This is a genomic window from Pseudooceanicola lipolyticus, from assembly GCF_002786325.1.
Lineage (GTDB): Bacteria > Pseudomonadota > Alphaproteobacteria > Rhodobacterales > Rhodobacteraceae > Pseudooceanicola_C > Pseudooceanicola_C lipolyticus.
On sequence record NZ_PGTB01000068.1, the window covers coordinates 1 to 20151 of the forward strand.

Consider the following 20151-nt stretch of genomic DNA (forward strand, 5'->3'; position numbering starts at 1 on the left):
TGCGCGCCGCCGGGGCCGAGATTTCCGCTGATGGGCCGGATCGGGGCGCGGTGATCCACGCCACCGGCATGTCCGGGCTGGACGAGTTGAACCGCGCCTTCGGGCGCGTCGTCGGCAGCGCGGTCAAGGGCCAGGCGGCGCTGCTGCACCATGCTGCCGGCCCCGCGCCGCAGTTGTTTGTCGACGGGCTGCACATCATCCCGCATGACGACGGCACCGTCGCCATCGGCTCGACCAGCGAACGCGCCTTCGACGATCCCACCGGTACCGACGCGGCGCTGGACGCGCTGATCGAACGGGCCACCTCGGCGATGCCGGTGTTGCACGGCGCCGAGGTGATCGAACGCTGGGCCGGGCTGCGCCCGCGCAGCAAAAGCCGCGCGCCCATGCTGGGCGCGCACCCGCTGCATGACGGGCAGTTCATCGCCAATGGCGGCTTCAAGATCGGCTTCGGCATGGCCCCGAAAATTGCCGAGGTCATGGCCGATCTGGTGCTCGAGGGCCGCGACGCGATCCCCGAAGGGTTCCGCCCCGCGGCCTCGCTGTAGGGCCTAGGCCGTCGGCAGGATGACGATCTCCACCCGCCGGTTCAGCGCCCGCCCCTCGGGGCTGAGATTCGAGGCCACCGGGGTCGATTCGCCGCGGCCCACGGTTTCCACCCGCGCCGAGGAGGTGCCCGAGGCAATCAGCACATTGGCCACCGCGCCGGCGCGCCGCTGCGACAGGTCGAGGTTATAGCCGGCATCGCCGGTATTGTCGGTATGGCCGATCACCTGCACCACCGAGTTGGGATAGGATTGCAGGTTGCGCGACACCGCGCGCAGATCGCCCTGCAGATCCGGGCGCACCGCGAAACTGTCGGTCGCGAACAGGATGTCCTGCGGCAGCGTCACGATCAGCCGGTCGCCGGTATTGGTGATCTTGACCCGGTCGTCGCCCAGGCTGGCGCGCAATTCACGCTCCTGCTTGTCCAGCTCGTTGCCGACCAGGCCGCCAGCCAGCCCGCCAACCACCGCCCCGGCCATCGTCGCCTCGGTATCGCCGCCGGCCAGGTTGCCCACCAGCGCGCCCAGCCCGGCGCCCAGCAGCACCCCCTGGTCGCGGTTGCGGTTGGGATTGTTGGGATCGTTCAGACCGCCGGGATCGGTGCAGGCGCCCAGCGCCAGAAGCCCACCCAGGGCGGCGATTGCGGGAAATCTGAATGTCATATCGTTACCTGTCTGATGCTCGCATCCGGTTTCAGCCGGACTGGGGTTTAACGCATCAAACCATGTAATCCGTCGGCGCGCAGCCGCAATCGCTGCAAGCTCGGCGGAACTTCGCGCAATCGTGACCCCGCCTCAGGCCTCGGCCCGCGCCGATTCCCAGGCCAGCATCGCCCGCTTGACCGGCAGCCCCCAGTGATAGCCGCCCAGACCGCCGGATTTGCGCAGCGCCCGGTGGCAGGGGATCAGCCAGCTGACCGGGTTGCGCCCCACCGCCGTGCCCACCGCGCGCACCGCCTTGGGATGGCCGATCGCCTCGGCGATCTCGGAATAGCTGGTGACATGGCCGCTGGGGATATGCAGCAGCGCCTCCCAGACCTTGATCTGGAACGGCGCGCCGATCAGGTAAAGCGGCGTGTCGGTCAGCCGTCCGTCACTGGCGCCAAAGGCGCTCAGCACCCAGGGGCGCAGCATCCTCGGGTCCTCGACATACCGGGCCTTGGGCCAGCGCCCCCGCAGATCGGCCATCGCCGCCTCGGCCCCGGTCTCGGCGGCAAAGCCGATGCCGCAGATGCCCTTTTCCGTGCCCATCACCAGCGCCGGGCCGAACGGGCTGTCGAACCAGCCCCAGAAAATCTCCAGCCCGGCGCCGCCGCGGGCGTAATCGCCCGGGCTCATCGCCTCCCAGCGCAGGAACAGGTCGTGCAGCCGGCCGCTGCCCGACAGGCCGGTGGCCAGCGCGGTTTCCAGCGTGGTGAACCGCCCGGCCAGCAGCGCCTTGGCATGGCCCAGCTTGAGATATTGCTGGTACCGCTTGGGCGACACCCCGACCCAGGCCGAAAACAGCCGCTGGAAATGCGCCGGGCTCATGTCCATCTGCCGCGCCAGCGCGTCCAGCGACAGCCCGTCGCCGCCCTGGTCGATCAGGTCGATGGCGCGGCGCATGACGCCATAGTGATAGCCGTTTTCAGGGACCGCGATGTTCATGGGGCCTCTCCTTGCCGATGGGGATAATCTACGTCACCCCGCCCCGGGGCGCGACCCGGAACCTGCGCATTGCCGCCCGCCCCCAATCCCTTCGCGGGCAAAACTTTCGCGGAAAGTTTTGCCAAGAGTTTCCCGGAAACTCTTGGCCCGGCCGCAAACCGGCGTTTTCCGTTGAAGCCCCGCGCGGGGCACGGCATTAAGACGCGCAATGGCCCGGCAACTCGATTACCATACCATCCGCGAGATCTTCACGCGCTTCCAGGCGGCCGAACCCGAGCCGAAGGGCGAGTTGGAGCATGTCAACGCCTTTACGCTGGTGGTCGCCGTGGCGCTGTCGGCGCAGGCCACCGATGCCGGCGTCAACAAGGCCACCCGCGCCCTGTTCCAGATCGCCGACACGCCGCAGAAGATGCTCGACCTCGGCGAGGACGGCCTGATCGAGCATATCAAGACCATCGGCCTGTTCCGGCAGAAGGCGAAAAACGTCATCAAGCTGTCGCGCATCCTGGTCGACCAGCATGGCGGCGAGGTGCCCAATTCCCGCGCCGCGCTGCAAGCGCTGCCGGGGGTGGGCCGCAAAACCGCCAACGTGGTGCTGAACATGTGGTGGCGCTATCCGGCACAGGCGGTCGACACCCATATCTTCCGGCTTGGCAACCGGTCGGGGCTGGCGCCGGGCAAGACGGTCGAGGCGGTGGAACGCGCCATCGAAGACCATATCCCGGTCGATTTCCAGCTGCACGCGCATCACTGGATGATCCTGCACGGCCGCTATGTCTGCGTCGCGCGCAAACCGAAATGCGCCGCCTGCCTGATCCGCGATCTCTGCGAATACGAGGAAAAGACTCTATGAAAACTTACGATCTTGTCGGCATCGGAAACGCCGTTGTCGACGTCATCAGCCAGGCCGATGACAGCTTTCTCGACCATATGGGCATCGAGAAGGGCATCATGCAGCTGATCGAACGCGACCGCGCCGAGGTACTTTACGATGCCATGAACGGCCGGGTGCAGACGCCGGGCGGATCGGTTGCCAACACCATCGCCGGCGCCGGCGCGCTGGGCCTGGCCACCGCCTTTATCGGGCGGGTGCATGACGACGCGCTGGGCCGCTTCTATGCCAGCGCGATGACCGATAACGGCATCGATTTCACCAATCCGCCGATTGCCGATGGTGAATTGCCGACTTCGCGCTCGATGATCTTTGTCTCGCCCGATGGCGAACGGTCGATGAACACCTATCTGGGCATCTCCTCCGAGCTCAGCTCGGATGACGTGTCCTCGGACGTGGCCGGGAATGCAAAAATCATGTTTCTCGAAGGCTACCTGTTCGACAAGGACAAGGGCAAAACCGCCTTTCTCGAGGCCGCGCGCGACTGCCGCAAGGGGGGCGGCAAGACCGGCATCGCGATCTCCGATCCCTTCTGCGTCGAGCGCCACCGCGCCGATTTTCTCAAGCTGATCGAGCACGACCTCGACTATGTGATCGGCAACGAGGCCGAGATCTGCTCGCTGTTCGAAACCGATGATGTCGAAGCGGCGATCGCCAAGACCGCCGCGATCTGCCCGCTGGTGATCTGCACCCGCTCGGGGGACGGCGTCTCGGTGATCTCGGGCGACACCCGCATCGACGTGCCGGTGGAAAAGATCGTGCCGGTCGATGCCACTGGCGCCGGCGACCAGTTCGCCGCCGGCTTCCTGTTCGGCCTGGCCTCCGGGCGCGACCTGGAGACCTGCGCCAAGATCGGCAATATCTGCGCCCGCGAAGTGATCAGCCATATCGGCCCCCGTCCCGAGGCCGACATGCCGGCGCTTCTGCGCGGTGCCGGCCTGCTGTGACCGGGCTGGCCGACGGGCTCTACACGGTGCCACCCGGACGGGTGGCCGCCGTGGTGACCCACCTGGAAATGCGCGCGCCCGCGCCGCTGCGCCCGGCGCCGCTGCCCGAGGGCGCGGCGATCCGGCGGGTCGAACAGCCCGACACCGTCTGGTATCGCGACCTGTTCACCCGCGTCGGCGGGCAGGACTGGCTGTGGTTCTCGCGGCTGGTGATGTCCCATGCCGAACTGGCGGTGATCATCCAGGATCCCCAGGTCCATCTCTACGTGCTCGACATCGCGGGCACCTCCGAGGGCATGCTGGAGCTGGACTTCCGCCAGCCGGGCGCCTGCGAATTGGCGTTTTTCGGCGTCAGCGCCGCGATGACCGGCACCACCGCCGGGCGCTGCCTGATGAACCACGCGATCCCGGCCGCCTTTGCCCCTGGCATCGGCCGCTTTCACGTCCATACCTGCACGCTGGATCATCCCCGCGCGCTGGAGTTCTACCGCCGCAGCGGCTTTGCCCCGACGCGGCGCGAGGTCGAAATCGTGCCGGATCCGCGCCTGGCCGGCCAGCTGCCGCGAGATGCCGCCCCGCATGTGCCGCTGCTGGACTGACCTCACAGAAGCTCGGCAAATTCCTCCAGCACCCGGGCATAGACCGCGCGCTTGAACGGCACGATCTTGTCGACCAGCTGGTCCGGCGCCTGCCAACGCCACTGCGAGAATTCGGGATGGCCGGTTTCGATATTCACCTGATCATCCGCCCCGAGAAAGCGCATCAGGAACCATTTCTGCTCCTGCCCGCGGAACCGCCCCTTCCAGATGTTCGGCACCAGGTCATGCGGCAGGTCATAGGGCAGCCAGCCCGCGCTTTCGGCAAGGATCTCGACCAGATCCGCCGTCACCCCGGTTTCTTCCCACAGCTCGCGCAGCGCCGCGGCGCGCGGGTCTTCACCCTTGTCCACCCCGCCCTGCGGCATCTGCCAGGCTTCGGTGTCGCGGTCCCTGCGCTGGCCGACAAACACCTGGCCGTCCTGGTTGATCAGCATCACCCCCACGCAGGGGCGATAGGGCAATTTGGCAATCTCGTCCGGGGTCATCTGCTCAGCCTTTGCGTCTGTGCCTGCGGGGTGCCGGAAACGGCGCCCTATTGCAAGCCCGCGCGCGCCCCTAGCCCCAGGGGCCCTGGCCGCCGCGCGACGGCTGCCGTGCCGGCGCCGCGGCGCCCGGCATCATCGCGTTCAGCGCCGCGATCCGGTTCTCGGTCGATGGGTGGGTGGCAAACAGATTGTCCATCCGCCGCCCGTGCAGCGGGTTGATGATGAACATATGCGCGGTGGCCGGGTTCCGCTCGGCCGCCTCGTTATCGACCCGCGCGGCGCCGTTGTGGATCCGGCGCAGGGCCGAGGCCAGCCATTGCGGGTTGCCGCAGATCTCGGCCCCCGCCCGGTCGGCGGCATATTCGCGGGTACGGCTGATCGCCATCTGCACCAGCGCCGCCGCCAGCGGCGCCAGCAGCATCAGCGCCAGCGTGCCCACCAGGCCCATCCGCTCGCGCGAGCCGCCGAAAAACAGCGCGAAATTCGCCAGCATCGAAATCGCGCCGGCAAAGGTGGCCGTCACCGTCATGATCGCGGTGTCATGGTTGCGGATATGGGCCAGCTCATGCGCGATCACCGCCGCCAGCTCTTCGCGCGAGAGGCTGTTCAACAGCCCCTGCGTCACCGCCACCGCCGCGTTCTGCGGGTTGCGCCCGGTGGCAAAGGCGTTGGGCTGCGCCTCGTCGATCACGTAGACCGCCGGCACCGGCATCCCGGCATTGCGCGCCAGCGACGCCACCATGTCGTTCAGGCCGAGCTGGTCTCGCGGCGCGACAAGCCGCGCATTGTGCATGCGCAGCACCATCTTGTCGGAATTCCACCAGGTATAGGCGTTCATCCCGCCCGCAACGATCAGCGCGATCACCATGCCGCCGCCGCCGCCCAGCAGATACCCGATGCCCATGAACAGCGCCGTCATCGCCGCCATCAACAGGGCCGTCTTGAAATAACCCATGGTCAGTACCCCGGATCACCAAATAGGATTTCTGCAGATATAGGCACGCGCCACGCCGCCGCAACGCCGATCCGCACCGTGACCGCAAGCTGGCTTTGACGTGGCGTTCCGGGTGACAAGCCGCCCCGGTGCGGCAATCCTCGCCCCGGACTTGCAGAGAGGGGAGCACGCATGGCCACCTATCCACATCTTCTGGAACCGCTCGACCTGGGGTTCACCACGTTGAAGAACCGGGTGCTGATGGGATCGATGCATACCGGGCTGGAGGAAACCGGCGATTGGAACCGGGTGGCCGAATTCTATGCCGAACGCGCGCGCGGCGGCGTGGCGCTGATGGTGACCGGCGGCATCGGCCCCAACCTCGAAGGTTCGGTTCTGCCCGGCGCCGCGATGATGACCACCGATCAGGATGTCGCCAATCACGCCATCGTCACCGACCGGGTGCACCAGGCCGGCGGCAAGATCGCCATGCAGATCCTGCATGCCGGGCGCTATGCCTACGGGCCGAAATGCGTCGCGCCCAGCCCGGTGAAATCGCCGATCTCGCCCTTCCCCCCGCACGAGCTGGACGAGGCGGGAATCGAAAAGCAGATCGCCGACATCGCCGAGGCCGCGCGCAAGGCGCAGCTGGCCGGCTATGACGGGGTCGAGGTGATGGGCTCCGAGGGCTATTTCCTGAACCAGTTCCTGGTCACCCGCACCAATAAGCGCAGCGACCGCTGGGGCGGCTCTTACGAGAATCGGATGCGCCTGCCGGTCGAAGTGGTGCGCCGGGTGCGCGCGGTGACGGGCCCGGAATTCATCATCATCTACCGACTGTCGATGATCGACCTGGTGCCCGAAGGCTCGACCTTTGACGAGGTGGTGCAACTGGCCCGCGCCGTCGAAGAGGCCGGCGCCACCATCATCAATACCGGCATCGGCTGGCACGAGGCGCGGATCCCCACCATTGCCACCAGCGTGCCGCGCGCCGCCTTCGCCTGGGTCACCAAAAAACTGATGGGCCAGGTGTCGCTCCCGCTGATCACCTCGAACCGGATCAACACGCCCGAGGTGGCCGAGCAGGTGCTGGCCGAGGGCTGTGCCGACATGGTCTCGCTGGCGCGGCCGATGCTGGCCGATGCCGATTTTGTCGCCAAGGCGATGCGCGGCGCGGCGCACAGGATCGCCCCCTGCATCGCCTGCAACCAGGCCTGTCTGGACCACACGTTCAGCGGCAAGCTGACCTCCTGCCTGGTCAACCCGCGCGCCTGCCACGAGACCGAGCTGCAGATCACCCCGGCCAAGACGCCAAAAACCCTGGCAGTGATCGGCGCCGGGCCGGCGGGGCTGTCCACCGCGCTTACCGCGGCCGAGCGTGGCCACCGTGTCACCCTGTTCGACAAGGCGGCCGAAATCGGCGGCCAGCTGAACATGGCCAAGGAGATCCCCGGCAAGGAAGAATTCCGCGGCCTGGTCGACTGGTACGCCGCAATGCTGGCCGAGAGCGGCGTCGAGGTGAAACTCGGCACCGAGGTCGGCCGCGCCGATCTGGACGGCTTTGACGAGGTTATCATCGCCACCGGCGTCCTGCCGCGCGATCCCGGCATACCGGGCGCCGACGCGCCCCATGTGCTCAGCTATATCGACGTGCTGCGCGGCAAGCAGCCGGTCGGCCAGCGGGTTGCCATCGTCGGCGCCGGCGGCATCGGCTTTGACGTTGCCGAATTCCTCGCCCACCAGGGCGTCAGCCCCACCGAGGATCTGCCGCTGTGGATGCAGGAATGGGGCGTTGCCGATCCGGCGCAGCACCGCAGCGGCCTGGCACCCGAGGGACCGCAGCCCGAAGCGCCCGCGCGCGCCATCACCCTGCTGCAGCGCAAGGCCAGCAAACATGGCAAGGGGCTGGGCAAAACCACCGGCTGGATCCATCGCGCCGCGCTGAAGATGAAGGATGTGCAATTTGTTGGCGGGGTGAATTACGAACGCATCGATGCCGAAGGTCTGCATGTCAGCTTTGGCGAGGCCCGCGAACGCCCCACCCTGATTCCGGCGGATACCGTGGTGCTGTGCGCCGGACAGGTCTCGGAACGCAGCCTCGCCGACGCGCTGGAATCAGCCGGCGTGAACGTGCACGTGATCGGCGGCGCCGATGTGGCCGCCGAACTGGATGCCAAGCGCGCCATCAATCAGGGCACCCGGCTGGCGGCGGCGCTGTAACCTGTTCTGCCCATTTCCGCGGCCAAACCGCGCCGCCGTGGCGCGAGTCACGGCGGTTTGAACACCGGCGATACGGCAGATGGGCGAGATCTTGCTCACCTGTTAACGAAAGACTTTGAAATTGTAACAAACTGCAGGAATGTTTCCGGCGTCTGCTCGGGGATGGCAGGCGGGGACAACAGCTACCGGAAACGGGACATGGGCGTCATTCACGCATGCGCAAAGCTGCGCGCGCTGCCGATTATGCTGGCTTTGCTGCTGGCAACCGCAGCCTGCACCACAACCGAACCAGCGCAGAACACGCTCGACCCCCAACGACAGGAACTGGCCTTCATGGCCGCCAAGTCACTTCGCGCCCAGGGCAAGCGCGTCTGGTGCGTGCCCTTCGCGCGCAACCTGTCGGGCATCGACATTCGCGGCAACGCCCGCACCTGGTGGGCACAGGCCGGCGACCGCTTCCGCCAGGGGCATGAACCCGAGGTCGGCGCGGTGATGGCCTTTGCCCCCTCGGGCAGCATGTCGCTGGGCCATGTCGCGGTGGTCTCCAGCATCGTCGACGACCGCCAAATCCGCATCGATCATGCCAATTGGCGCCCTAACGAGATCTCGCTGAACATGGCGGTGGTCGACGTGTCGGAAGATAACGACTGGTCCGCCGTACGCGTGGAAAGCTTCAAGGGCTCGCTCGGCCGCGTCTATCCGATCGACGGCTTCATCTACCCCAATTACAGCACCGAGCAGTAACCGCGCCGGGCCGCGCCCAGCGCTCAGCCGTCATGTGCCGCGACGCTGTCCGCAGGGGCCTCGTCACGGTCGAACATGCCATAGTCGCGGATCACCTGCGCCACCCGCAGCCGGTAATCGGCAAACACGCCGCCCCGTCCCTTGGCCTGTGCCCGGCGATGCTGGGTCAGTTGCCGCCACTGCTCCACCGCCGCCTCGTCGCGGAAGAACGAGATCGACAGCAGCTTGCCGGGATTGCTCAGGCTCTGGAACCGCTCGACCGAGATGAACCCGTCGACCTGCTCGACCAGCGGCCGCATCGTCGCGGCGATGTCGAGATACTGATCCTTGCGGCCCTCGGCCGGTTCGACCTCGAAAATAATCGCGATCATCGCTGCCCTCCCTCTGGCTTGGACGCCAGTTTCAGCCAAACCCGATCCTCGCGCAAAAGAAACTTTTGGCCCGGCGCCAACGCACAGACCCCGCCCGGCCGCGTTTCCGCGCCTTCAACGATCCGCACAAAACCCCGATATTATCTCAACCTCGCCCCGTTCTTGCCCAGATTGGACCGAATAACGAACCACAAGACCTAAACGCACCGCCGGGGAATGGTATGGACCGTCTGACTGAAATGGAAGCCTTTGCCAATGTGGTGGATCAGGGTGGATTCACCGATGCGGCCAAGAAGATGGGCATTTCCAAATCCGCCGTCTCCAAACACGTCTCCAGCCTGGAGGCGCGGCTGGGTGCCAGGCTGCTGAACCGCACCACCCGCCGGGTGAGCCCCACCGAGATCGGCCTGGCCTATTACGACCGTGCCCGCCGGGTGCTGAACGATGCCGGCGAGGCCGACGCGCTGGTCACCTCGATGCAATCCGCGCCCTCGGGCCTGCTGCGGATCTCGGTCGCCACCGATTTCGGGGTCAATCACCTGTCGCCGGTGCTGAGCGAATTCCTGTCCGAATTCCCCGAGATCACCGTGAACATGGTGCTGAACAACCGCTATGTCGAACTGATCTCGGAAGGCTTCGACATGGCCGTGCGCATCGGCGAGCTGGAAGACAGCACCCTGCGCGCCCGCAAGCTGACCGAGACCACCAAGGCGATGATCGCCAGCCCGGCCTATTTCGCCAAATACGGCCGACCGCAGAAGATCGACGACCTGAACGAGCACAAGCTGCTGCATTATTCCAACCAGTCCTCCGGCAATGTCTGGAAGCTGACCGCGCCCTCGGGCGAGAAACGCCAGGTCCGCACCGCCGGCTGGCTCAGCGTCAATGACGGCCAATCGCTGCTGAACGCGGCGATCTCGGGCCTCGGCATCGCCTTTTTGCCCAGCTTCCTGTTCTCCGACGCGATGGAGAAGGGGCTGGTGGAATATGCCATGCCCACGCTGCCGGTCGAAACCCAGGGCATCTATGCCGTCTACCCGCCGGGCCGCTTCACCCAGCCCAAGGTCCGCGCCTTCATCGATTTCCTCGTCAACGCCTTTGCCGACAAGGGCCCCGACGACTGGTAACCGCTTTCATGTTGCTTCCCTTGGCAACCCAACCTCCCCCGCAACCCAGGTTGCGGGGGTCTTTTTGTTGCGGGGGGGGGTGGGACGAAGCGGAGGTTTAGGTTTCGGACACAGGCCGCGCACCGCCGGGCCGCGGCGATCCTACCGGCGGAATCCCTCGATTTATCCTGGCCAAATCCGAACAGCTCACAGCTCTGCGCCCAGCCTGACCAGATCGCCGGGCCCGAGGGCGCTTCAAGCTCGGCTAAGCGGACTATGCAGACATTCGCGGTACCTTGCACCAAAGTCCGTTTGGGCGGGCCAAACACGCCCAACCTCGGCTTGACGTTCGCTCTTGGTTCATGTGTCTTCAAAGGACGACGGATCAGGGTTTCGGGCGTCGCTCACTGCTGCCCGACCGGGCGCGGGTCGAGCGGAATGCCATCGGCTGCGTCAAAGTAACCGAACTCTGAAATCGGGCGCAAATCTCCGTTCTGTTCAATCCATTGTACCGTGGCACGGTGATTGCGCACCTCGTGCATCACAGCGTCGTATGTCAGCACCAGAGGCGTCGCATCCCTTCGGACGCCCGTCATCTGCCACTGGCTGACGAGCAAGGCGAAGTGACCGAGATGGTCGTGGTATGCGGCTTGCAATCGCGCATCGGTCATTTTCAGGGTCAAGGGGACACCATCTTCGGTAACTGAAAGATGGCGCCCGAGATAGCGCGTCAGCGCCGCTGCGAATTCCTGCGGCAAGGGTTGGTCTGCCGCCATCTTCTCCAACGCTGCAAGTTCGGGCGCCGCGATGATCAGGTCTTCCACCGGAAACTGGACCGTCAGTTGCAACGTGGCCCCCTGCTGCCGCAGCAAAAGAACGCTGCCCGGCAAGGCATGCGCCAGAACGCTCCCGATACTGCCGACCAGAAACGCAAGGGCGAACAGGCTGGACCGCAAGATCACTTTGTCTGTCCGCCGTAGTCGTCCGTCAGGTCACGCCAGACCGAATGCGGGTGGTTCCCGACCTTCTCGGTGGATTTGTTGGATTGCAGCGAGAACTCGATCCAGAGCGACGGCCCGTGCAGCCGGACGTAGTCGTCTTCCGCGCTCAGCTGCGGTGTGCCCGAGAAGCCGAGATAGGTCTCGGGAAGTTCGGATGTGTATTTTTCCATGTAGGCTGCGGCCTCGGCTTCGGAAATATCGCCGACATAGGTCTCGATTGCGGTCAGAAGCAGATTGGTCTGCTCCGTGTCCAATTCAGAGACCGGCAAGCCTTCGAAGCTGTCCGGGATCGCGTCATCGGCCTGCGGCCCGGCAAGGATGTCGCGGTAGGTTCCTTCCAGTTCGGCAACTGCGCGTTGATCCTCCGACAGCGCGCTGAGCAGCGTGGCAAAGGCATCGCGTTCCTGCGTGAGCGGCTGGTTTACCCGGCCGTTCATCTCGAAATAGGGGAAGGGCTCGACGCCGCGGAAGGACGGCGTGGCCCCCGCCAGCTTGCCGTCGACATAGGTGTTGGCGAAGGCCATGTGGTGGCCGCCATAGTAGAGTTCCCATACGCCGGTCGGCCCGGGTGTGCCCAGCAAGGCAAACTTGGTGTTGAAGGAGGAATACCCGACCTTGTAGTCGGTGCTAACGGTGTTGATGTAGTCATCGGCGTTCAGGGTCTGGATCATTTCGTCCCAGCCTTCGTCGATTTCACCGCTTGTGGCTTCCATCATGATCGCCTTGACCAACCCGCGTTGTTTGGTGGTCAACTCGCCCAGCAATACGCCCGGTCGCTTCGGAAAGGCCCCGGCAGGCAGGTTGCTCCAGTATTCCGCCTCGGTGCGGGAATAGTCCACTTGCAAGTGTTCGAGGATATCCTCCGACACGTCGGCCTTCAGCAGATCAATCAAGCACAGCATCCGCCCGTATCCCGGCGTGTCTCCGCACTCGACGGCGCTCGCGGGGATCGGCACGCTTTCCATCAGGGTACTGGTGTCACCCATGCGCGCCCGAAGGGCTTCGCTCAGCGCCTGATCCTCCTTCGACATCGGCGGCGGGCCGCCAGCGCCCGGCGGCGGGCCATCGTGGCCTTGCGCAAAGACCGGTGAGACCAGCAGGGCGGCCAGCGCAGCGGCTCCGGCGAGCTCAAGACGACGAGACATGGGCGATCCACTTGTATTGTCACTGTATTCAGCCCCAAGCATCAGGGGAACCAAGGAGAAAGGCAAGCGGATGCCCGGCCATCGACAAAGGACACCACGGGCTCCTTGAGCCTGCCCAGGTCGGAGAGGAACGGCAAGCGAACATCGCCAGAGGGTCCACCGAATCCACCGTTCGGGCGCGGCGCGGCATCCGCCATATGGGCTCGAAGCGGCCACTCGACCGGTCCTGCCCCCCCTAGACCCCAGGGCGCGTCAAACTCGGCTAAGCGGACGATGCAGTCCTTGGGTGTCAGCGTTGACTTTCTGAACAGATGGTCTTTGCTGAGATTGCAACCGCGGGAGGTGATCGTGGCCAAGAAAATTGACTTTAAAAAGGAACGGAAGACCCTTTTCCAACCGCCTGTCGGGGACTTCGTTGAGGTAGATGTCCCTGCAATGCGCTTCGTCATGGTTGACGGCAATGGCGACCCAAACACGGTCACCTCCTATCGCGAGGCTCTCGAATGGCTCTACACGGTCAGCTATGCCATGAAGTTCGCCGCCAAGAACGAATTTGATCGCGATTACGTCGTTCCACCGCTGGAAGGATTATGGTGGGCCGAAGATCCCGCGGATTTCATCCTTCGGAACAAAGACCGATGGAGTTGGACGATGATGATCCTGGTACCCGACTTCGTCACCGAAGAGATGTTCTGCACCGCAAGAGATAAAGCGGCCCAAAAGCTTGGCTCCGCCCCCAAGACCTCCCGTCTTGCATCGCTTGCCGAGGGACGATGCCTGCAGACGATGCATATCGGAAGTTATGACGACGAGGGACCAACGCTGGCGCGTCTTCACGACGAGATCATGCCGCGAAGCGACCTCACCTTTAACGGGCCGCATCACGAAATCTACATCAGTGATCCGCGCCGGGTCGCACCCGACCGCTTGAAGACCGTTCTGCGCCAGCCGGTGCGGCCAAGTGAAATGTAAGGTCAGAGAATGGTCGGTTTGGGCTCGAAGCGGTGATCCGACCGTTCCCGTCAAAACCCCCAAGACCCCAGGGCGCGCCAAGCTCGGCTAAGCGGCGTTTACGCCCCCCGCTCGGACAGAACCACGGTCTGGACGCATTGCGAAAGAGGTTTTGAAGAGTGACTGAAAGTCTAGAGCTCTCCCTTACGCAAGGGTCTCCGTGTGACCGTCAATAGCAAGTATTTGCCCGGAGATCTTTCGGCCTGCATCTGACGCGAGAAAGAATATGCTGTTGGCAATGTCCTCGGCTTGAACCCATGTCTTCATCGACACGCCGGTTACATAGGATTGGCGCACAGCTTCTTCGCTTTCGCCCCGCGCAGCTGCTTCGTTGGCGATGACCCTCTCCATTCTAGGCCCTTCAACGGCCCCCGGACAAACAGCGTTCACGCGAACACCGAACGGTCCAAGTTCCATGGCGAGCGTTTTCGTCATCCCGACGACCGCCCATTTCGCCGCGGCATAGGGCGAGCGCAGGGGGTATCCCATGATCCCCGCTGTGGATGAGGTCATGACGATCAGTCCGCTTTCCTGAGACTTCATAAGCCGCGCCGCCCAGCGGCAGGTGAGAAAACAGCCATGCACGTTGGTGGCGATACAGCGCTGCCACTCTGCGTAGGACAGGTTTTCGATTGGTCCTGCGGGCCCACCTGTGCCTGCGTTGGCACAGACCACATCCACGCCCCCCCAAACGGCTTCTACTTCCTCAAGAAACGTCGCCATCTCTTGTTCTGACGTGACGTCGGCGGCTGCGCTAATCGCGTCAGGGAACTCACACGCGAATGCCTCCACCGCGCCGCGATCCGCATCGCAGATGGCGACACGGGCACCTTCAGCAAGAAACCTGGCTGCAATAGCGCGCCCTATTCCGGCGGCTCCTCCGGTAACCAGTACCCGTTTTCTGGGATCGACCATTGTTCCCCCATGCATACGTCTTGTGTTGATATTGCATAAAGGGCACTTCTCTGAACCTCAAACCGTTATGCCTGCTTCCAAAGCCGACGCTCATTAATAGTGCAGCATCCATCACTTGAATAGTGCAGCATCCATCACTTGGGGGTCGAAACGGGCATCCGACCGCTTTAGTCAAAAGCGCCTGGACCCTATGGCGCGTCAAGCTCGGCTGAGCGGACAAAACCCCAATTCGTTGTGTATCGGCCAATGGAGGTTTTTTCTGACCTTTATCGAAGGGCAAGCAGCCAGTCTCAGATGTCCTCGACGGGCAAAAGACCTTCGTTTTGTGCCGCAGTCATCTCGCTTTCGGTCACGATCCCGCTGTCATCGGTATCGACAAGTTCGAAAAAGTCCAGAAGGCTCATTTGCCGATAGAGCCGCTCGGACACATATGCCTCAACCTCTTCGCGCATGACGACCCCATCGGCGTCAAGATCACTGCCATCAAACGCATAAGGAGGATCAACCACGGCAAGCTCGTTTGCTGTCAAAGCGCCATCGGCATCCGTGTCGTATTGATCGAAGTAAGCAACCATGCCGACCTGACGCTCTGGCCCCATCGCAACAAAATTCTCCATCTCGGCCAGAGTAACCTGACCATCCCTATTCGCATCGGATGCGCTTAAAGGGCCGTAGGGGCCAGGAACGCGCGGGCCATCGGCCAATGCGTCCGCTTGACTTGGGTGGGTTTGCTGCGCCACCGAGATCGTCACAACGCCTGCACTCAGTGCAATCATCACGCCGCATAGGCCGGCTTTCAGGGGGGAGATTTTCATGAGGTGTCTCCAGTATCCGGTGGCTTTGTTCTGTCTATACTTACGTAGCAGGGTTTGGATTCCGTCGCGAAATGGTGGGGTTTTCCGCAGCATTCGTTCATGAACAATGCGACATCGACATTATGGGTTCGAAACGGTCATTCGACCGGTCCTGTTAAAACCCCTGAGACCCTAGGGCGCGTCAAGCTCGGCTGAGCGGCCAAGGCGAACAGCCGGGCTTCGGTCACAAGCCGCGCAGCGCCGGGCCGCGGCGCGGCGCTCCTGACCGCGGAATCCCTCGATTAATCCCGGCCAAATCCGAAACGCTCACAGCTCTGCGCCCAGCCCGACCAGATCGCCGGGCCCGGGGGCAGCCCGCCGATGCGCGGCGGGCCTGCGGCCCTTTACTCCGCGCAGGGCTGAGATCGGAGCGTCGCTAGGGCTCGAAACGGCCATTCGACTGTTCCTGTCATATCCCCCGAGCCCCTAGAGCGCGCCAAGGTCGGCCATGCGGACGGAGCGGAGGTTTGCCGTTCACGGGAAACTTCAGCCCCAGCAGCTTGTTGCTTCGATCAGCACCGGCTGCAGCAGCGCGACTGTGGGACCACCAGGAAATCCTCACTCGTCAGAGCCTCTGTGCTCGTCAGCGTTTCAGGGCGAACCTGAAGCGCCGACGCCAGCCGCAGGATCGTGTCCTCGGTATGTATCCCTTTCGACGGGATCGCGCCTTCGAGCCGCGCGATCTGCCGTTCGGTCAATCCGGACAGTTTGGCAAGGCGCGGACGGCCCACGCCGCGTGCCTTTCGGATCTCGGTCAGGCGTTTGGGCTGGATGGTGAACATTATTGGGTTCCTTGTTTGGCAGCCCGCAGGACGGGGACGATCATCGTGGATGCACTGCGCCATTCGCGCGTCGCATCACGCATTATCTGGGCGGCGCCGTGCAGAGCAAGCCCCGCCATCAGTACGGCGACCATGAAATCCGGCCAGCCCGTGCCGGTGCCAAATACCCCAAGTGCGGCCAGCAGCACGGCAAGATTGGCAGCCACATCGTTGCGCGAGCAGATCCATACCGAGCGCATGTTCGCGTCGCCGTCCCGAAACGCGGTCAACAGCACAAGGCAGATCACGTTCATGATCAACGCCAAGGTGCCCACCACACCCATTGTTGGCGCATGCGGGACCGAACCATTCACGGCATGCCAGACCACGGTGCCCATGACCCATAGACCGAACAGCCCCATCGATGCGCCCTTGACCCAAGCCGCGCCCGCCCTCCAGCGCAGGGTCATCCCCAACACCGTCAAGCTAATCGCATAATTTGCGGCATCCGCGAGGAAATCGAGCGCATCCGCCTGAAGCGCAGCCGAGCCTGCAAGCATTCCGGCCGCGATCTCGGCCAGGAACATTCCGGCATTGATGGCCAGCACGATCCAGAGCACGCGGCGGAAACGGTGGGACGATCCCGCAGGCGAAGCGCAGGCATCGGAGGAGCAACAGGGCATGATCGACTCGCATTCTGATCCAGTTGCCCTCATATCTAAGGTCTATAGCAACTATAGGGTCAAGCCCATGACACAGACCTATCGCATCGGGGACCTGGCCCGCCTGACAGACACCAAGGTGGTAACCATCCGCTATTACGAGCGCATCGGCCTGATGCCCGAACCCGAACGCAGCGCCGCAAACTATCGCGTCTATACCAAGGCGCATCTTGATCGATTGCGCTTCGTGCGGCGCTGCCGCGATCTTGGGTTCTCTCTGGACCAGATTGCCGATTTGGCCGCGCTATCCTCGGATCGGCAGCATTCGTGCCATGACGTGGACAATCTGACACGCCTGCATCTGGCCGAGGTCGAGGCGAAGATTGCCGATCTCAAAGCTCTCGCCGCAGAACTCCGCAGGATCGGAGCGCAATGCGAGGGCGGCACGACGATATCCAACTGCCGCATCATCGAGGCTTTGGACCGCAGTTGAAGCTCCGGTCAGGACTCGAACCGGGCATCCGACCGCTCCAGTCAAAAACCCCCGAGACCCCAAGGCGCGTCAAGCTCGGCTGAGCGGCTTAGGCGAAAAGCCGGGCTTCGGTCACACGCCGCGCAGCGCCGGGCCGCGGCGCGGCGCTCCTGACCGCGGAATCCCGCGATTAATCCATGCCAAATCCGAAACGCTCACAGCTTTGCACCCAGCCCGACCAGATCGCCGGGCCCGGGGGCGGCCCGGCGATGCGCGGCGGGCCTGCGGCCCTTTATTCCGCGCAGGGCTGGGATCGGAGCGCCGATAAGGGCTCGAAACCGCCACTCGATCGGTCATGGCAATACTCCCGAGACTTAGAGCGCGCCGAGGTCGGCTAAGCAGACAAGGCGGACCGCAACAGCAACTCTACAGCCAGTTCAATCGCATCTTGCTGGAACCGAGTTTGGCAACGACCACGTTCACGCTCAGAGACCGAGCACGGGATAGAGCGACGCCACCAGCAAAGCCGCCATGGTGATGTTGAAGGCCCTGAGCCGGGTGGTGTTCGACAGCCATTGCCGAACCACAGTCCCGAACCATGCCCAGACCGAGATCGCCGGAAGGCAGACGAGCGCGAACGCACCGGCCACGATAGCCACCGACAGAAGCGAACGGTCGGGCGCGTAGAGTGTGATAGCAGACAGGCACATGGTCCAGGCCTTGGGGTTCACCCACTGAAAAGTCGCCGCTTGAAGAAAGGTCATCGGACGGCTGTCCGCGTCCTTCTCCTCCACCGGAGCGGCCGTAGCGATCTTGAATGCAAGCCAAAGCAGGTAGCCAACGGAAACGGCCTTCAAAACCAGGTTCAGCGCGGGCACGGCGTCGAACAGCGCCATCAGCCCCGCGCCTACAAGGAGAGCCATGACCGATACGCCTCCAACGATTCCGAGCATGTGCGGCAGGGTCCGTCGGAAACCGAAATTCGCACCAGACGCCATCAGCATCAGGTTGTTCGGCCCAGGTGTAACGGTCGCGACAAAGGCGAAGCCCAGAAGGGCGGTCAGGATAGCGAAACTCATGGGTCGTGCCCCCTATTCTGCTTGGATGCAACGATAGCGGGGGGAGGTCGCAATATGTCGTCTAATATTCTATCCTCAGATTTATCTGCACAACGATTGTCGCCTCATGGATGCTATAGACCAGAAAATATTGTGCGAGCTGGGGCGTGACGGCCGGATCAGCAATGTCGCTCTGGCTGAACGGGTCAGCCTGTCTCCCTCGGCGTGCCTGAGGCGGGTTCAGGAACTCGAGCGAACAGGCGTGATCCGGGGCTACAGGGTCGTGACCAGCCCCGAGCGCATGGGTCGCGGTTTTGCCGCCTATGTCATGGTCGGCCTCTCCTCCCATACCAAGGCGGCGCAGGAGGGGTTCGAGCGCGCCATGTCAGTCGCGCCAGAAGTCGTCGAGTGCCATAACGTAGCTGGGTCTTTCGAGTATCTCCTCCGCGTCGAGAGCGCCGATCTCTCAGAATACAAGCGCTTCCATACGGAAGTCTTGGGCACCCAATCCCATGTCAATGCAATCACGTCATACATCGTGATGGGATCGCCCAAAGACGAGCGCGCCACTTAAACTGAACAAGCGAGACGGCCTTGGCCGTAGGCCTGAATCCAAGTGCCGCCGAATGTCGTGGAAGACCTCGAAACGGCCATTCGACCGTTCCAGTCAAAAGGGCCTGAACCCCATATCGCGCCAAGGTCGGCTGAGCGGACAAAGCGGATGTGCGGGTTTCAGCGACAAACCGCGCAGCGCCGGGCCGCGGCGCGGCGATCCTGACGGCGGAATCCCTCGATTTATCCCCGCCAAATCCGAACACCTCACAGCTCTGAGCCAGCCTGACCAGATCGCCGGGCCCGGGGGCGGCCCGGCGATGCGCGGCGGGCCTGCGGCCCTTTATTCCGCGCAGGGCTGAGATCGGAGCGCCGATAAGGGCTCGGCACGCCCCCTCCGCCCCCCTTCCCTCGGCAAAACGGCGCCGCCGTGCAACCGCCCCAGGTTAACTGCCCGACAGCAGGATCGCCTCGACCCGGCGGTTGGCCTCGCGCCCGGCGGGGCTGAGATTCGAGGCGATGGGCGCGAGATAGCCCATGCCCTCGGCCTGCACCCGCGCGGGGTCGATGCCATAGGCCTCGACCAGCCGCGCGCGGACCGATTCCGCGCGCCGTTTCGACAGGGCGATATTCTGCGCCAGGTCGCCGATGCTGTCGGTATGGCCAACCAGCGCGATGACGATCTCGGGATGCGCCACCAGATAGGCCGCCAATGCGTTCAGAGAGGCATAGCTGCCCGGATCCAGCGCATCGGCGCCCGAGGCGAATGACAGATCGGGCAGCACCACGTGACCCTGCGCGGTGAGCGTTGCGGCCAGGCCGCCGGCTTCGGCCGCATCCCCGGCCGCCGGCGCCGGTGCCTCCGGCTCCGGACTGGGCGCGGCGGCGGGCGCCTTCACCGGTGTCACATAGATCACCTGCACATACGAGGCGTTGCGGTCGCCGCTGACCAGCAGGCTGACCGCCGCACCCGCCGGTCCGGTGGCCGAGACAAAGCGATAGTCGCGGATATCGACATACATGTCCGGCGCCGGCACCACCTCGGTGGCAAAGCGGAAGTCAAAGCCGCCGCATTCGCTGTCCTTGCAATCCAGCACAATCGTGAACCCAGCGCGCTCAAGCTGGTCGCGCAGCGGCGCCAGGATCTGCAGCGTGGTCTGCCCCTGCGCCGCCAGCCGCCAGCTCTGGCGCAGCACGCGCCCCTCGACCTGGCGCACCGGCAGCGCGCCC

At 64.1% G+C, this 20151-nt stretch carries 23 protein-coding genes; 10 read left to right on the forward strand and 13 right to left on the reverse strand.

The window, feature by feature from the left end; translation table 11 throughout:
- A partial coding sequence (locus CVM52_RS15025) for an NAD(P)/FAD-dependent oxidoreductase (protein ID WP_133119856.1) occupies window positions 1-548 on the forward strand: 548 nt, incomplete at its 5' end.
- 3 nt (window positions 549-551) lie between these two features.
- Here CVM52_RS15025 and CVM52_RS15030 read toward each other — a convergent pair.
- Window positions 552-1208, reverse strand: coding sequence for a YiaD family glycine zipper/OmpA-like lipoprotein (locus CVM52_RS15030; protein ID WP_100163303.1), 657 nt, complete (start codon window positions 1206-1208; stop codon window positions 552-554).
- A gap of 132 nt (window positions 1209-1340) precedes the next feature.
- Window positions 1341-2192 carry a methylated-DNA--[protein]-cysteine S-methyltransferase gene (locus tag CVM52_RS15035; protein ID WP_100163304.1) on the reverse strand — a complete coding sequence of 284 codons (852 nt, stop codon included), beginning with the start codon at window positions 2190-2192 and terminating at the stop codon, window positions 1341-1343.
- A 208-nt stretch (window positions 2193-2400) separates the two neighbouring features.
- On the opposite strand from CVM52_RS15035, the gene nth reads away from it, so the two are divergent.
- From nth to CVM52_RS15050, 3 genes are read left to right on the forward strand one after another with little or no spacing between them, the layout of a single operon-like run.
- A complete protein-coding gene (nth, locus tag CVM52_RS15040) occupies window positions 2401-3045 on the forward strand; it encodes an endonuclease III (RefSeq protein WP_100163305.1) in 645 nt (214 codons plus the stop codon).
- Window positions 3042-4031, forward strand: coding sequence for an adenosine kinase (locus CVM52_RS15045; protein WP_100163306.1), 990 nt, complete (start codon window positions 3042-3044; stop codon window positions 4029-4031). Before nth ends, CVM52_RS15045 begins: the two co-directional genes overlap by 4 nt.
- Window positions 4028-4630 (forward strand): GNAT family N-acetyltransferase, encoded by a 603-nt coding sequence (locus CVM52_RS15050; protein ID WP_240620975.1) that lies wholly within the window; start codon window positions 4028-4030, stop codon window positions 4628-4630. Before CVM52_RS15045 ends, CVM52_RS15050 begins: the two co-directional genes overlap by 4 nt.
- A 2-nt stretch (window positions 4631-4632) precedes the next feature.
- On the opposite strand, the gene CVM52_RS15055 is transcribed toward CVM52_RS15050, so the two are convergent.
- Complete coding sequence (locus tag CVM52_RS15055) at window positions 4633-5115, reverse strand: RNA pyrophosphohydrolase (RefSeq protein ID WP_100163307.1); 483 nt, start codon at window positions 5113-5115, stop codon at window positions 4633-4635.
- 70 nt (window positions 5116-5185) lie between these two features.
- A complete protein-coding gene (gene htpX, locus CVM52_RS15060; RefSeq protein ID WP_100163308.1) occupies window positions 5186-6070 on the reverse strand; it encodes a zinc metalloprotease HtpX in 885 nt (294 codons plus the stop codon).
- Between the two features lie 171 nt (window positions 6071-6241).
- Here htpX and CVM52_RS15065 point away from each other — a divergent pair, with 171 nt between their 5' ends.
- Window positions 6242-8269, forward strand: coding sequence for an NADPH-dependent 2,4-dienoyl-CoA reductase (locus tag CVM52_RS15065; RefSeq protein ID WP_100163309.1), 2028 nt, complete (start codon window positions 6242-6244; stop codon window positions 8267-8269).
- A gap of 198 nt (window positions 8270-8467) precedes the next feature.
- A complete protein-coding gene (locus CVM52_RS15070) occupies window positions 8468-9013 on the forward strand; it encodes a CHAP domain-containing protein (protein ID WP_100163323.1) in 546 nt (181 codons plus the stop codon).
- Window positions 9014-9036: 23 nt separating this feature from the next.
- On the opposite strand, the gene CVM52_RS15075 is transcribed toward CVM52_RS15070, so the two are convergent.
- A complete protein-coding gene (locus CVM52_RS15075) occupies window positions 9037-9384 on the reverse strand; it encodes an antibiotic biosynthesis monooxygenase family protein (protein WP_100163310.1) in 348 nt (115 codons plus the stop codon).
- A gap of 221 nt (window positions 9385-9605) precedes the next feature.
- Between CVM52_RS15075 and CVM52_RS15080 the strand changes: the two genes are divergently transcribed.
- A complete protein-coding gene (locus tag CVM52_RS15080) occupies window positions 9606-10511 on the forward strand; it encodes a LysR family transcriptional regulator (RefSeq protein ID WP_100163311.1) in 906 nt (301 codons plus the stop codon).
- A 383-nt stretch (window positions 10512-10894) separates the two neighbouring features.
- Here the strand turns inward: CVM52_RS15080 and CVM52_RS15085 are convergent, their stop codons facing one another.
- Both CVM52_RS15085 and CVM52_RS15090 read right to left on the reverse strand, forming a co-directional pair.
- Window positions 10895-11452, reverse strand: coding sequence for a hypothetical protein (locus CVM52_RS15085; RefSeq protein ID WP_100163312.1), 558 nt, complete (start codon window positions 11450-11452; stop codon window positions 10895-10897).
- Entirely contained in the window at window positions 11449-12636 is a 1188-nt protein-coding gene (locus CVM52_RS15090; RefSeq protein ID WP_240620976.1) for a DUF3500 domain-containing protein, read from the reverse strand. Before CVM52_RS15090 ends, CVM52_RS15085 begins: the two co-directional genes overlap by 4 nt.
- 348 nt (window positions 12637-12984) lie before the next feature.
- On the opposite strand from CVM52_RS15090, the gene CVM52_RS15095 reads away from it, so the two are divergent.
- Window positions 12985-13608, forward strand: a complete 624-nt coding sequence (locus CVM52_RS15095; RefSeq protein WP_205964962.1) for a GyrI-like domain-containing protein — start codon at window positions 12985-12987, stop codon at window positions 13606-13608.
- Window positions 13609-13791: 183 nt separating this feature from the next.
- On the opposite strand, the gene CVM52_RS15100 is transcribed toward CVM52_RS15095, so the two are convergent.
- The 4 genes from CVM52_RS15100 to CVM52_RS15115 form a co-directional block, all read right to left on the reverse strand.
- Window positions 13792-14562, reverse strand: a complete 771-nt coding sequence (locus tag CVM52_RS15100) for an SDR family oxidoreductase (RefSeq protein ID WP_100163314.1) — start codon at window positions 14560-14562, stop codon at window positions 13792-13794.
- Window positions 14563-14852: 290 nt separating this feature from the next.
- Window positions 14853-15377 carry an EF-hand domain-containing protein gene (locus tag CVM52_RS15105; protein ID WP_172721014.1) on the reverse strand — a complete coding sequence of 175 codons (525 nt, stop codon included), beginning with the start codon at window positions 15375-15377 and terminating at the stop codon, window positions 14853-14855.
- A gap of 551 nt (window positions 15378-15928) precedes the next feature.
- Window positions 15929-16198, reverse strand: coding sequence for a helix-turn-helix domain-containing protein (locus CVM52_RS15110; protein ID WP_100163316.1), 270 nt, complete (start codon window positions 16196-16198; stop codon window positions 15929-15931).
- The gene (locus tag CVM52_RS15115) at window positions 16198-16797 is read right to left on the reverse strand and encodes a cation efflux transmembrane domain-containing protein (protein ID WP_306372761.1); all 600 of its coding nucleotides are present in this window, start codon (window positions 16795-16797) and stop codon (window positions 16198-16200) included. Before CVM52_RS15115 ends, CVM52_RS15110 begins: the two co-directional genes overlap by 1 nt.
- A 130-nt stretch (window positions 16798-16927) precedes the next feature.
- Here CVM52_RS15115 and CVM52_RS15120 point away from each other — a divergent pair, with 130 nt between their 5' ends.
- Window positions 16928-17332, forward strand: a complete 405-nt coding sequence (locus CVM52_RS15120; RefSeq protein WP_100163318.1) for a MerR family transcriptional regulator — start codon at window positions 16928-16930, stop codon at window positions 17330-17332.
- 464 nt (window positions 17333-17796) lie between these two features.
- Here the strand turns inward: CVM52_RS15120 and CVM52_RS15125 are convergent, their stop codons facing one another.
- Window positions 17797-18390 (reverse strand): LysE family translocator, encoded by a 594-nt coding sequence (locus CVM52_RS15125; RefSeq protein WP_100163319.1) that lies wholly within the window; start codon window positions 18388-18390, stop codon window positions 17797-17799.
- 106 nt (window positions 18391-18496) lie between these two features.
- Here CVM52_RS15125 and CVM52_RS15130 point away from each other — a divergent pair, with 106 nt between their 5' ends.
- Window positions 18497-18943 carry an Lrp/AsnC family transcriptional regulator gene (locus tag CVM52_RS15130; protein WP_100163320.1) on the forward strand — a complete coding sequence of 149 codons (447 nt, stop codon included), beginning with the start codon at window positions 18497-18499 and terminating at the stop codon, window positions 18941-18943.
- Between the two features lie 424 nt (window positions 18944-19367).
- Here CVM52_RS15130 and CVM52_RS15135 read toward each other — a convergent pair.
- On the reverse strand, window positions 19368-20151 hold a 784-nt coding region (locus tag CVM52_RS15135; protein ID WP_100163321.1), incomplete at its 5' end, for an OmpA family protein.